General features: G+C 63.9%; 11 protein-coding genes. 3 read left to right on the top strand and 8 right to left on the bottom strand.

Features of this window, described 5'->3' with window-relative positions:
• Position 1: 1 nt before the first annotated feature.
• Both BR47_RS0105855 and BR47_RS0105850 read right to left on the bottom strand, forming a co-directional pair.
• The gene (locus BR47_RS0105855; protein ID WP_036426835.1) at positions 2-970 is read right to left on the bottom strand and encodes a DUF1839 family protein; all 969 of its coding nucleotides are present in this window, start codon (positions 968-970) and stop codon (positions 2-4) included.
• A gap of 17 nt (positions 971-987) precedes the next feature.
• Positions 988-1,224 carry an acyl carrier protein gene (locus tag BR47_RS0105850; protein WP_029104977.1) on the bottom strand — a complete coding sequence of 79 codons (237 nt, stop codon included), beginning with the start codon at positions 1,222-1,224 and terminating at the stop codon, positions 988-990.
• Between BR47_RS0105850 and BR47_RS0105845 the strand changes: the two genes are divergently transcribed.
• Positions 1,211-2,497 (top strand): acyl-CoA dehydrogenase family protein, encoded by a 1,287-nt coding sequence (locus BR47_RS0105845; protein WP_231506664.1) that lies wholly within the window; start codon positions 1,211-1,213, stop codon positions 2,495-2,497. The genes BR47_RS0105850 and BR47_RS0105845 overlap by 14 nt on opposite strands.
• A gap of 5 nt (positions 2,498-2,502) precedes the next feature.
• Complete coding sequence (locus tag BR47_RS0105840) at positions 2,503-3,441, top strand: amino acid--[acyl-carrier-protein] ligase (protein ID WP_029118886.1); 939 nt, start codon at positions 2,503-2,505, stop codon at positions 3,439-3,441.
• A 1-nt stretch (position 3,442) separates the two neighbouring features.
• Here BR47_RS0105840 and BR47_RS0105835 read toward each other — a convergent pair whose 3' ends face one another.
• The 3 genes from BR47_RS0105835 to BR47_RS0105825 form a co-directional block, all read right to left on the bottom strand.
• Positions 3,443-3,619 (bottom strand): hypothetical protein, encoded by a 177-nt coding sequence (locus BR47_RS0105835; protein ID WP_155987058.1) that lies wholly within the window; start codon positions 3,617-3,619, stop codon positions 3,443-3,445.
• A gap of 754 nt (positions 3,620-4,373) precedes the next feature.
• Entirely contained in the window at positions 4,374-5,816 is a 1,443-nt protein-coding gene (locus BR47_RS0105830) for a sugar transferase (protein ID WP_081831206.1), read from the bottom strand.
• A gap of 479 nt (positions 5,817-6,295) precedes the next feature.
• Positions 6,296-6,970 carry a GNAT family N-acetyltransferase gene (locus BR47_RS0105825; RefSeq protein WP_029118883.1) on the bottom strand — a complete coding sequence of 225 codons (675 nt, stop codon included), beginning with the start codon at positions 6,968-6,970 and terminating at the stop codon, positions 6,296-6,298.
• 182 nt (positions 6,971-7,152) lie between these two features.
• Between BR47_RS0105825 and BR47_RS0105820 the strand changes: the two genes are divergently transcribed.
• A complete protein-coding gene (locus BR47_RS0105820) occupies positions 7,153-8,199 on the top strand; it encodes an alpha/beta fold hydrolase (protein ID WP_029118882.1) in 1,047 nt (348 codons plus the stop codon).
• A 21-nt stretch (positions 8,200-8,220) separates the two neighbouring features.
• Here the strand turns inward: BR47_RS0105820 and BR47_RS0105815 are convergent, their stop codons facing one another.
• The 3 genes from BR47_RS0105815 to BR47_RS29825 form a co-directional block, all read right to left on the bottom strand.
• Positions 8,221-9,054, bottom strand: a complete 834-nt coding sequence (locus tag BR47_RS0105815) for a DUF4436 domain-containing protein (RefSeq protein WP_029118881.1) — start codon at positions 9,052-9,054, stop codon at positions 8,221-8,223.
• Between the two features lie 845 nt (positions 9,055-9,899).
• Positions 9,900-10,046, bottom strand: a complete 147-nt coding sequence (locus tag BR47_RS32945; RefSeq protein ID WP_090562450.1) for a hypothetical protein — start codon at positions 10,044-10,046, stop codon at positions 9,900-9,902.
• 117 nt (positions 10,047-10,163) lie between these two features.
• Positions 10,164-11,951, bottom strand: a complete 1,788-nt coding sequence (locus BR47_RS29825; RefSeq protein WP_053856327.1) for an FAD-dependent monooxygenase — start codon at positions 11,949-11,951, stop codon at positions 10,164-10,166.
• Positions 11,952-12,023: the final 72 nt, after the last annotated feature.

Here is a 12,023-nt window from a genome sequence, read left to right as displayed (position 1 = left end):
CTCAGCCCACCGCGTCGGCGATGACGTCGAGCGCGTCCTGCCAGTCGGTGGCCATGGCGGAAAGCGCGGCGGACACATCGACTTTCCGCCCGCTCACCGCGCGCGCCATCTTGAACTGCACTGCCTTCGCCGCCGCCGCGACGTTACGCAGTAACACTGCTGCGGCGGCCGCACCCGAGAACTCGGCATCGAGGTGTTCGGCCAGATCGGCCAGCAGTTCAGCCGACGCCCCGCACTGACGCAGCGAACCGAAGGCCCACAAGTGGAAGCGGGCCATCCCCGCCTCAGGCAGCCAGGTCCCGGCCTCCTCGACGCAGGTTGCCAGACGATCGATCGGATTTCCGCTCGGGCGACGTGAAAGATGCTCGCGCACAATGATTGCTAGGGCACCAGGCTGTGCACGGGCCGGAAAGAGACGGACGACTTCGATGTACGGCGGGAGCAGCGGTGCCGACGCGGCAGTCAGCCCGAACACGCCGTCGAAGTCTTCGCCGTCGAGCGCGAACAACCCCGCGTTGTGCAGGTAGCGCATCTGCCTTGCGTTCCGGTCGACGTTCAGGGGCGTGATCGTGGTCTTGACGTGCTCATTGCGATAGGCGGTTCCCGCGGTGTCGGGCAGCCACCAGCTGTCTACTTCCACGGTGTGCAGCACGCCGCGCCGCGGCCCCGTCTCCACCAATTCGAGCACCGGAAGCCACGAATTCTCTTCGGTTACCTCGATGCCGTACAGCCGACGCAGGTCTTCCGGTTGCTGCTTGCCGAAGGTCCAGCTGAGCCCGTCATGGTCAACCGAAAGCAGCGACGCGAAGCTCGGAACAGGGTCCAGCCCAAGACAATTCAGAATCTCGATCCACAGGTCGAGATAGCAGTTCGTCTCGACCCAGAGCCGGTCGGCGTGGTGCGTGAAATGCGGTTCGTAACCGTCGGGCCTGGCGTCGATCTGCAGGGCAGCGGCAGCTTGCGGCACCATGGCGCGACTCATGAGCCCTACTTGGCGAGATTCGAGACGACCGCCTGGATGTTCCGTATCGAGGCAAAGGTGGACTTCTTGAGGGCTTCATCGGGAAATTCGATGTCGAACTCGTCTTCGAGCGCCAGCATCACATTCACCGAAGCGTGGGAGGTCAGGCCCAATTCATAGAGGTCGGCGTCGTCGGCCACCCCGATCGGGTCGACGGCCATCCGGCCGTGCGCAGCCAAAACGCGTTCGATGGTTTCCCGCATACCCGTATCATACAGAGTATTCGCCGCTGATAGTTCGCTGTATTCATCACAGCTAACTACAATTCTGCGAGGAACCGAAGGTCGGTTCATCGCCCGAGGGGGTCTCATGCCCGATCTTGACGGTGCAGTCACGCGCACCGCGTCGACCATTCCCGGGCTCGTCGACGCCGTGCGCGTCGCCGCTGGCGCCGCAGATGAGGTCGACCAGCAGGCGCGGTTCCCGCACGAAGCCGTCGATGCACTCAAACAGGCACAATTACTTTCGTGCGGTCTTCCAGCCGAACTTGGTGGTCAGGGGTTCCGCATCGCCGAACTGTCGGTGATCGCCCGGGCGCTGGGTACCGCATGCAGCGCCGCGGGCATGGTCTTCGCCATGCACCAGACACAGGCCCTGGTCCTTGCGAAGTACGCGCGCAGCGGCCCCGCCGCGGAAGTGGCAAGAAGCATCTCAGCAAATCAGTCGCTCATTGCGTCAGCAACAACTGAGAGCACAACTGGTGGTGATCTCGGCTCGTCGACGTGTGCGATCGTCAGCGAAGGCGACGAAGTTGTCCTGGAAAAGAACGCGCCGGTGATCTCGTACGCCGAGCAGGCCGACTACATCGGCGCCACCGCCAGGCGTCACCCGGATGCAGCCAAGAACGATCAAGTCCTGCTGTTGTGTCCGGCGGGCGACACCGATCTCAAGCGCACCAGCACCTGGGACACCATGGGCTTTCGTGGCACGTGCAGTCCCGGCTATCTGTTGTCGACGCGGACTTCGGCCGCCAATCTGATTCCGGCCGACTACGCGAGCATCCTGGCGACCACGATGCTGCCCGCGTCACACACCCTGTGGGCGTCGGTGTGGTTGGGAATCGCCGACGCGGCATACGCCAAAGCCCGCACGGTCGTTCGACAAGCCGCGCGCAAGGCGCCGGACAAGACCGTCCCGCAAGCGTCGGTGCTGGCTGATCTGACCGTGACGCACCAGCGCTTCGAATCGATGGTGCTACACGAGGTTCTGCGCTATCAGTCCTTGGTCGAGTCCGGTGCCGATGAAGCGACCATCAGCTTCACCGTCGCCATGAACAATCTCAAGATCGCCGCATCGACGGCGGTTATCGATGTGGTGACCGAGGCGTTGAAGATCGTCGGCCTCAATGGTTACCGCGAGGACCACGCGCTGACCATGGGACGTCTCCTACGGGACGCATTCGGTCCACAGCTGATGGTCTCGAACGAACGTATTCGAGTAAACAACGCCAATCTCGTGTTGGCCTACCGGGGGTGAGAGCATTGACGACAGCTGGCGAGCCGCTCGAATTGGCGCGCAAAGAATTTCGCGACGAGCTGGTCGATGTCGGCCACTTGGTGCCGTTGGGCATCGACGGACTCTACGGCCGCGGCGGTGATTTCGAGAAGATCATCGACGGCATCGATGTCGCGGTGCGACGGAAGGGCGCCGAGGTGCACGGCGACGCGGCCGCGGTCTTGCGTTTTCCTCCGTTGTACCCGCGCGAAGCGTTCGAGAAGACCGACTACATCGCGTCTTTCCCGAATCTGACAGGCGCCATCTCGACATTCACCGGAGGCAACCCCGAGCATCGCGCGCTGCTGGCGGATCGTGACGCCGGACTGTCGTGGGATGGCCACCTGAACCCTGCTGGGACCATGCTGGTTTCGGCCGCGTGCCATCCCAGCTACGGCACGCTTCCGAAGGTCCTTCCCGAAGACGGCGCGCTGATGGACATCTACGGCTACTGCTTCCGGCATGAGCCCGCGATCGATCCAGCGCGCATGCAAGCCTTCCGGATGCACGAATATGTGCGTGTCGGCTCACCCGAACAAGCTGAGAGACATCGTGACTCGTGGGTGGAAGACGGCATGGAGGTACTCACCGCCCTCGGCCTGGACGCCCGGCCCGCACCCGCCAATGATCCGTTCTTCGGAAGGGCAGGCCGGATGCTCGCGGCAAACCAGCGGGACGAAAACCTCAAGACAGAGCTGTTGGTGCGGCTCTATGGCGATCTCGATGACGGTACTGCCGTGGTGTCGGCCAACTGCCATCGGGATCATTTCGGTGAGACGTTTGGGCTGTCGACCGCCGACGGGGCCGTCGCACACAGCGCCTGCGTCGGATTCGGCATGGAACGAATCGCCCTTGCCCTGCTCAAAACCCATGGCCTACGGCCCGATTCGTGGCCGATCGCCGTACGCGAAGTGCTCGGGTGGTAGTTCAGGAGATGAAGCGCATGACGTCCGACCCGGCGACGTCATGCCGCTTCGCCTGGCGGTAACCCAGCGCGACGCCGATTGCGACGACTATCAGCATCGCCACGGACCCGGGGACCGCGGCCGCATTGACCAAGTCGCCGCGCAGTGCGACCGGACTGTCTGAATCCGGCCCTATCACCAGCGGCAACCGGGCAAGGTCAGCGATTGAACTTCTGATGCTGACCCTGTTCGTCGGTGCCGAAAGTTGTGGCGCATCCGGTCGTTCGTCAGACGGTGTTGCATCCCAGCGCAATTCGTGCGCTACGGTCGGCGATAGAGTCGTGGCGGCATGGCCACTCACCGGCACCCGGTGCGATTTGTCGGGCGAATGGAGCGCAGGCGGCAACGTTGGCTTGGTAGCTTCCGACCTCGTACGCGGTCGACGACCGGAGGCACTCCGTCGGCGCGAGGTCGAGGATTTGGTCTTCGTCGGCGCGGAGCCCGGGCGGGCCAGCGCTTCCGCCTGACTCGGCTCGGCCGCTTTCGCCGCCGGCCGCTCGGCCTCGATGTCCGCGCCGCCGGGTGTGCGCCGGACCGTCTTCCCAGGGGCCTGAGTCGGCGCAGCGGGCACGTCACCGACACTCGGTGATGAAGGTAAGCCCTTGGGGGACTTGGCCGATGTGTGCCCGAAACGCGCTACACGGCCGTCTGCTTCTGCGGATGCCCCCGGCCGCGAGTCAACCGGCGACGTCGGTGACGGGTCCGCCATGGCTGGTGGGCAGCAGGCCACCGCACCAGCCATGGTCATTATCGCCAGCCACAGCGCTGCGTCGTGCCGACTCGATCCCGTCATTCTGCTGCGCATCCCCTGGCATGCCTGAACCCCGAGCGACGTTGATCGGGGGCGGTCTCGCTCGAGGTCCAGGAGTTTCGTGGGCAGGTCGCCACGGTTGTCAGTAGGCGCCGCTGCCGGTGAGAACGGTACGGACGGTTTTGGTGATGATGAGGAGGTCCTGGAGCAGGGACCAGTTTTCGACGTACGAAAGGTCTAGGCGCACAGCGTCTTCCACCGCGAGGTCGGAGCGTCCGCTGATTTGCCAGAGGCCGGTGAGGCCGGGTTTGACGGCCAGGCGGCGGCTGACGAGGTCGTCGTAGGTGTCGACTTCGCGGCGGACTTGTGGGCGGGGTCCGACGACGCTCATGTGTCCGGTGAGGACGTTGAAGAACTGGGGGAGTTCGTCGATGGAGTACTTGCGGATGATCTTGCCGATGGGGGTGACGCGTGGGTCGTCCTTCATCTTGAAGAACATCGCGCCACCTCCGCTGGCGGCGATCATGTCGGCCTGGCGGGCATCAGCGTCTTGGTACATGCTGCGAAACTTGGTCATCTTGAACGGGATACCGTCGAGGCCGATGCGCTCCGCCTTGTAGAAGATCGAGCCGGCGCTGGTGAGCTTGACGGCCAGGGCGGTGACGAGCATGAGCGGGGCAACCGCCAGTAGCGCCGCACCGGCGAAGGCGATGTCGAAGGTGCGCTTGATGAGTGAATTTGCGCGGCTGTATTGGGGTTTGGTGATCTCGAAGACTGCCATGCCGGCGACGGGGCGGCTGGTGAGGCGTTGGTCGGCGATGTCGATGAGGCCGGGGGCAACCATGAGGTCGATACCGTGGGTCTCCAGTTCCCACATGAGTCGGCGGATCTCGGTGGGGCTGAGATGGTGGGTGGCAGCCAGGGCGACAGTGTCGGCGCTGGTGCGCTGAACGGCGGCGAGGATGGCTTCGTCGGTGCCGACGATCGGGATGTCGCGGCCGGCGATGGTGATGACTTCTTTGGCGTGCGTCGGTCCCATGGGGGTGCAGAATCCGGCGACGTGGTACCCGGCCCAGGGGTCTTTGGCGAACTCGGTGGCGATGTCTGCGGCAGCACTGGTGGCACCGACGACCAGGAGGCGGCTTTGGTTGTAGCCCAGGCGGCGCTTGTTCGCGTGGAATTTGCGCCAGATCCAGCGGGTGGTGATCAGACCGACCAGGCCTGTGGGCAGAGCGATCGCGAGGTAGCCGCGCGAGATGTTCAGGTGGAACAGCGTCGAGGCGATGGCGATGAGGCCGAACAGCTGCAACGTGGCCGCGGCGAGGGTGACGTATTCATCGAAACCCCGGCCGACGACCTTGGCCGACCGGCTGCCCAGTGATAGGAAGCCCATCCACGCCAGCGCGATGACGGCCGACACCGCCAGATACCGGACGTGCGGACCGTTGTCGAGGGATACGTAGACGGGGTGGCCGCTGGTGGTGGCGAACCGGAAAATTTGCCCAAGGATGACGGAAGAGCAAATAACTAGAGCATCGCTGAAAATGAGCTTGCGTGCATAATTTGCGTGACGCTGCTCACGCATTGACCTGCCCCGGTTGCTGATTGTGGTAGCAGCTGGTAGCTGCAGCGCAAGCTCGTTTGCAGCGGAGAATTGGCCGGTGGTGGACTCGTTTGAACTGTTTACCTGCGGGTTTTCAACTGTAGGTGTCGACATGGCTACCGGGGCGCTCTCTGCTGGGCGGGACTCACTCGGTTGGTTCGACCCCAGGCTGCTTGCAGGGTTCACCTGCCGATTTGGGATCAGCGCGGTGACCGGCGGTGGTCTCGCGCGAGGGGCTACTTGTTAACGAACGCGATTTTTAGCAAATTTATACCGAAGGCTTGGAACCGGCAAGTAGGACACCTAACGAACGCGTGTTACGGCCATCACACTTGAAGCCCGACTCCTGTGAGGTCGGCGGTTCTGACTGGTCAGGAGTTCATGGAACGGGCGAAGCCGACACGGATTCCGAGACCATCGCAGACGGCCCAGGACGTGGAGTGTCGGTGAAGCGACCCGAGTCAGGAAATACGGACGATCTCGAGGGGGACCGTGCGCGTCAGAGTGAAACCCATCGCCTTGTAGAGCCTCTGAGCCGGGTTGTCGCTCGATGTATGGAGGAACGGAGTTTCGTCGCGCTCGCGGATACCGTGGGCGATTGCGCGGATCAGGCGGGACGCCAGTCCCTGTCCGCGGGCTTCGGGGGCGGTGCACACTGCGCTGATTTCCGTGAATCCGGTCGGTCGCATCCGCTCGCCGGCCATCGCGACGAGCGAACCATCGGCGGCGCGGATACCCAGATAGGTTCCGAGTTCGATGGTCCGGGGGAGGAACGGTCCCGGTTTGGTCCGCTCGACCAGGGCGGTCATCTCGGGCACGTCGGCCGGCGTCAGTGGTATCGCCGCCGGATCCGGCGCAGCTTCGATTTCGCTGCCCTCGTATTGGACCAAACCGAACGTCTCGACGACGGACCAGCCCGCGGGCAGCGCGGTGGCACGGTCGCGAAGCACCGCGATCCCGGTGTCGCCGGCCAGGCGGGCGACGTGGATGTAGTCCTCGGCGGTCAGTTCGCGTGGGTGACCATAGAACACCGAAACGTCCGCGCGGTATCGCTGGATCCGTCCGCTGACTTCACGGAACCGGCTGTGTGGGCCGTCGAGCGCGGCGTTGACGGGGTCGGCGAGCACATCGGTCACGCCTCGATCATCCCAGACGACGAGATGGCATCAGGACGCCGCTGGCGGCGGCCTCGCCGAGAACGCTTTGGAATCACGAAGATTCGAACGCGCTGCACCCCTGCATTATTCGTCACTGTGACGAATGCGTGCCTATTCCCCAACCATTCTGTGCGGGGTAGAAGAAGATAGACTGCCCGACCATGCCCTCGCTTGCGACCTCGGCACGCAACCTGTTCGCCATCACCCTCGGCGATGGCGTGTGCCCGCCGGAACCGACCGAGCACGCGGTGCTGTTCGATGAACCGCACCGCCAACTGCGGCGCTACGGCCATTCGGACGGGCGCGAGTCCGCACTGGTGCCGGTTCTGCTGGTACCACCACTGGCCGCTTCGGCGACCTGCTACGACTTGTCGCCGGGTCAATCACTGGTGGCACACCTGCTGGAACAGGGCCGTACCCCGTATGTGGTCGACTACGGCGAAATCGGCTGGGCTGACCGGCATCTCGGCTTGGAGGCCTTCTTCGCAGACATCCTGCCGGAAGCCATCGAGCGGGTGCTCATCGATTCCGGGGCCGAGGAACTCGACCTGATCGGTTGGAGCCTCGGCGGCACGCTCAGCCTGTTCACCGCGGCTGCCAACAGGGACCTGCCCATCCGTTCGATCACCGGCATCGGCACGCCGCTGGATTACGGCCGGATCCCCGGCTATCCGGAAGTCCGGCGAATCACCAAGCCCACCAACGGCTATGCGGTCACCACCGTCCTGCGCGCCATGGGCGGGGTGCCCGCCCCGGTGGTCCAGGCCGCGTACCGAGCGACGTCCTGGGATCGTGAACTCAAACGACCGTGGTTCGTCCTCAACAACCTGGGCAACACCGAAGCCTTGGCCAGGGCCGAAGTGATCGACCGCTTCCAGGACGCGTTTCCGGGATATCCGGGGCGCGCCGTATCTCAGATGTGGGGCCGGCTGATCTACCACGACGAGATCGCCACCGGCGTAGTCAATGTTGCGGGCCGGACCCTTGACCTGACGTCATTGACACTGCCGATCCAACTGTTCGGCAGCCACCGGGACGCCATCGCGCCGTGGGAATGCGTGCACAACGGTGTGACCATGCTGAAGTCGGCCGATGTTCGGTTCGCCACCGTGGAAGCCAGCCATCTCGGCTTGGTCGCATTGTCGGCCGGTGTCACCGAGACGTGGCCGGCGATCGACGAATTCCTGAAGGAACTGGACAGCCGTTAGGAGTGTCTGCCGGCGGACGTTCTATTCGGGCTTGAGGTGGCGCCACCAGCAGGTGATGTACAAGCTCATCGAGGCCACCAGTGTCACGATCACCCAGAGCACTACGGACACGTCGATCCACGTTCCGATGGGCGGAGCATCGGGCAGCGCGTTGCGCAGCGGCACCACTGCGAAAAGCATTGCGGCAAACCATGTCGTCATGGGCGGCTGAAACTTGCGGCGGTTACGCGCGGTCTGTACGGCGACCACCGCTCCCAGTACCGCAATCGTGACGAGTGCGCCGACGAGGGCTGCGGCGAATGCGGCTGTGCTGGGGGAGCGCTGCGCCTTGACACGGTAGACACCCGGTGCGGCGTCGTTGCTGTCCGCCGGAATGTGGAACATCCATCCGGGCACCCGATCGAAGAACGCGGGCGTCACTCGTATCGGTACGTGCGACGCACCGCGGAACAGTTCGACGGTGATCGGGCCCGAGCGGTAATGGTCGAATGGATAGCTGCCCGGGTCGCCGGACAGGATCAGCGCGACGGGAAAGACGTCGGGCACCATGCCTTTCGTCCATGTGCGGCGGGTCGGTGTCACTGCGGATTGCACTGCGACACTGAGGTCTTCGGTAAGGCTGTGCGTTTGCGGGTCCAGCAGCGCCGGACCGGGATCGACGGTCACGTTGGCCACCATGTCGCCTTTGACCGAATGGACCTCGTTCAGGTCGATGGTGACGGTGGTGCCATCGGCTGTCGGTATCGGCTCGCTGATTTGGCTTGGGTGTCCGAGGCCTGTCCTCGCGTACAGTGCGATTGTCGTGAGGTACAGGGCGACGACAACCGCCACACTTGCGACTACCCGGACTTTCATCGGCGACCCCTCCCGCATAATTGACAGCAGTGTAAGTCAGGTTTCTGCACGGATGTGCCGAAACCCCGATGGCATCGTCGGCGAAAGGTTGAACCAGGTTGCGGCCCAACGCCATTCGTCACAGTGACGAATAGCGTTGCGGCAGGTTTCTCGAGATGGCAGGGGGTGAATGGCGGTCGACTTTCGCCTGTCGCCACATCGATCGCCAGTCAGCGCTTGAGCCACTCATGCGCACACCGCGGCGTTGAACGGCAGACCGCCAATTCGGATCGAAAAGCTGGACGCTGCAGTGATATTCGCGCACCCGGTTAGCCGTGGCTAAAACGTCACAGTGACAAATTGGTTCAGTCCGCCCGCGCGCTCAAGCGCCGCTGGGGCTGCCGAGTTGGCGGCACGGCGGCGCCTGGGCGTGTAATCGAGGCATTGATGCGCAGCGCATCGAATTGCGGCAAGGCGCGGAGCGGTGTCCCGCCAACCGTGCTCAAGCGTGCTCCCGCGAAGTGTGCGCGCCGGACGGCGGGACGCCCGAAAACGTTCCAATGCAATGGCGCACGACGGGGTGACGCGGCCGACGTCTGGGCCGGCGCTGCCCACCAGTCGAAAGCAAAACGCCGATAATCGACATTATGTCAACTAATTCATTGGTTGACCGCCGATGAATCATCACTGCCATCGCCCAGCGCCGTCTTTCACTACTTTGCATCGAAACCCCGTCCCGGGGCGAAGTGCCTCCAGGCTGGCTCAGGCGTTCCCGCATAGCACTGCTACGGCCTCTGCGTGGGCCGTACGACGGGTTACTTCTACGCCGCGGTAACACTCTCGGTGTACACGATTGGTCCCGACTGTCAGCCGTCTTCGTCGTCGTGACGGTGCGCGGCCTCTATCACCTCTGGCGGGGCCGGCTTCTGCAACCAGGCCCGAATCCGCAACAGGCCGCCGGCGATAGTCCCGACGGCGAGCACCGCAACTACGATCCAGAACGCAGTGGACATGGAGCAATTGTCCGCCTATCGCCAGCTGTTTGTCAGTCTGTGGTGCGCGGGGCCTGATCGCTCGCCGGCAGCCACCGGTTGCTCCCAGGCCGCTCCCCCATCTACCTTGACTGCCGATCAGGTCGCCGCGCTTGCCCGTTCGGTGGTGATGACGATCCTGCTGACTGTCCGCTCCAGTTCCGTAGCCGCTGACAGGGCAGCGGACGTGGTGCGCCAGACGACGTGTCCGTCCGGCCGGACCAGCACTGCGCCGTGCTCGCCAACCTCGAACAGATCGAGCACCTGCCTGCGGTCTATGCCGGGCGCGGGATCCAGAGCCACGATGACGACCGGGAGCGTGCTCGGGACCGCCGCATGCCAAGACAGCGGGTCGGGTGTGAACAGCGTGTAGTCGCGCAAGTCGAGCAGGTCGTGAGTAGCCTCTGGGTCGCCCTCGCCCGCGAGCCACATGTGTGGGAGGCGCGCGCCGGGCCACGTCGTCGGCCGGTAGTCGATCACGCCTTCGCCCAGTTTCGGTTGCGGCGTCGACTCCGTCCGGATGAGATCGCCGGAGTAGGCATACCCGAATTCGAGGCCGGTAGAAGCGACCTCCTCGATCTGGCCGGGTATCCGTTGTCTGATTGTTTCGCGCCAGTTGCGCGCAGATGCGCTGTCTCCTGACAGTTTCGCGATCGGACGCATCGCGCGATTCATCATTGCGTCGGCGACGCGTCGCGTCACGGCGGCGGGCAGGCGATCGACCGCAGGGTGGGCGAAGGCGCGGGTGACCCGGGCAAGAGCCCGGTTCCCCGAGGTCAGTCCTTCGAGGATGGCGTCCATCCGAAAATGATTCGCAACGCTTTGTGCGGCAAAACATTCCACAGTGGGCCGCCGTTCCGGCTCGTAGCTGTCGAGCAGACCGGCCGGTGCGCGCCCCTCCAGGACAGCTGCGAGTTTCCATGCGAGGTTGTGTGCGTCCTGCACGCCGCTGTTGAGGCCGAACCCGCCGGTATGCGGGAACCGGTGGGCTGCGTCGCCGACTAGGATCACGTTGCCTTTGGCGAAGGTCTCTGCCATTTGGCTGGTCATCGTCCAGGTACCTGTGGAATGTATCCGGAAGGATTCCTCGCGCCCGATTACCCGTGGCAGAATTCGCGTCCAGTACGCGCGCGCGTCACGTGCGATCTCCTGCTTGTCGCTCAGGTATGGGGTCATCAAGACGTAGTTGTCGTCGGTGTGCGCTACCAGAATGCCGCAGAACGTCGGGGTGTAGATGAAGCTGAGCACTGGGTGGATGCCATCGGAGAACAGTCTCGCGCTGAAGTAGACGCTGGCCATGTTGGCCAGCACCGGCCCGCGCATCGCGATGTTCATCGCTTCGCGCACAACACTGTTGGAGCCGTCTGCAGCAATCACGAATCGCGACGAGATGTCCTCTTCGGCGCCGTTCGCGGCTACCGCGCGCACCGTCGCGCCCGATGGCGTTGTACTAACGTGTTTCACCTGCACACCGCGCCGCACCGTCACGAGCGGGTCGGCATCAACGCTTTCCCAAAGCACGGCGTTGAGCCGTTGTTGGCCGACGTGCGTAATGAGATAGCGGCTGTGGCTCTTGACGGATTCCACCCGCTCGTGATCGGCCAGTAAGTCGATCTCACCGAGCGGCGGACTGCTCAAGTCGGTGTACCACCGGGCCATGGCGATTTGTTCCGCCGGCGGGGCCAGCGCGGCGATCTGCTCGGCCAGGTTCGGGTTGGCGTGGTGCCAGATTTCTTGCGAGCGGGCATTCAAGATGGTCGCGGCCGGATGGTTCAACACCTCGGTCCGACGTTCGAGAACGGTGGTGGCAATGCCGTAGCGGGACAACAGCAATGCCAGCGTGCATCCGGTCGATCCCCCGCCGACGATTGTGACTTCGGATGGCACAGCACTCCGTCGGCGAAGGTCTGGAGTGTAATCCTCTGGGCTGCGTTGGGTCTTTGGCATTTGTTCTCCGGT

Origin of the sequence: Mycobacterium sp. UNC410CL29Cvi84 (assembly GCF_000686745.1) — a bacterium.
Lineage (GTDB): Bacteria > Actinomycetota > Actinomycetes > Mycobacteriales > Mycobacteriaceae > Mycobacterium > Mycobacterium mucogenicum_B.
Note: the sequence above shows the minus strand (reverse complement) of the source record. Positions and strands in the feature narration are given on the sequence as shown.

Coding starts and splice junctions, on each gene's coding strand:
- BR47_RS0105855 (WP_036426835.1), bottom strand. CDS start 970: ATGGTGCCGCAAGCTGCCGCTGCCCTGCAGATCGACGCCAGGCCCGAC.
- BR47_RS32945 (WP_090562450.1), bottom strand. CDS start 10,046: ATGTCCACTGCGTTCTGGATCGTAGTTGCGGTGCTCGCCGTCGGGACT.
- BR47_RS0105820 (WP_029118882.1), top strand. CDS start 7,153: ATGCCCTCGCTTGCGACCTCGGCACGCAACCTGTTCGCCATCACCCTC.
- BR47_RS0105850 (WP_029104977.1), bottom strand. CDS start 1,224: ATGCGGGAAACCATCGAACGCGTTTTGGCTGCGCACGGCCGGATGGCC.
- BR47_RS0105815 (WP_029118881.1), bottom strand. CDS start 9,054: ATGAAAGTCCGGGTAGTCGCAAGTGTGGCGGTTGTCGTCGCCCTGTAC.
- BR47_RS0105845 (WP_231506664.1), top strand. CDS start 1,211: ATGGTTTCCCGCATACCCGTATCATACAGAGTATTCGCCGCTGATAGT.
- BR47_RS0105830 (WP_081831206.1), bottom strand. CDS start 5,816: ATGCGTGAGCAGCGTCACGCAAATTATGCACGCAAGCTCATTTTCAGC.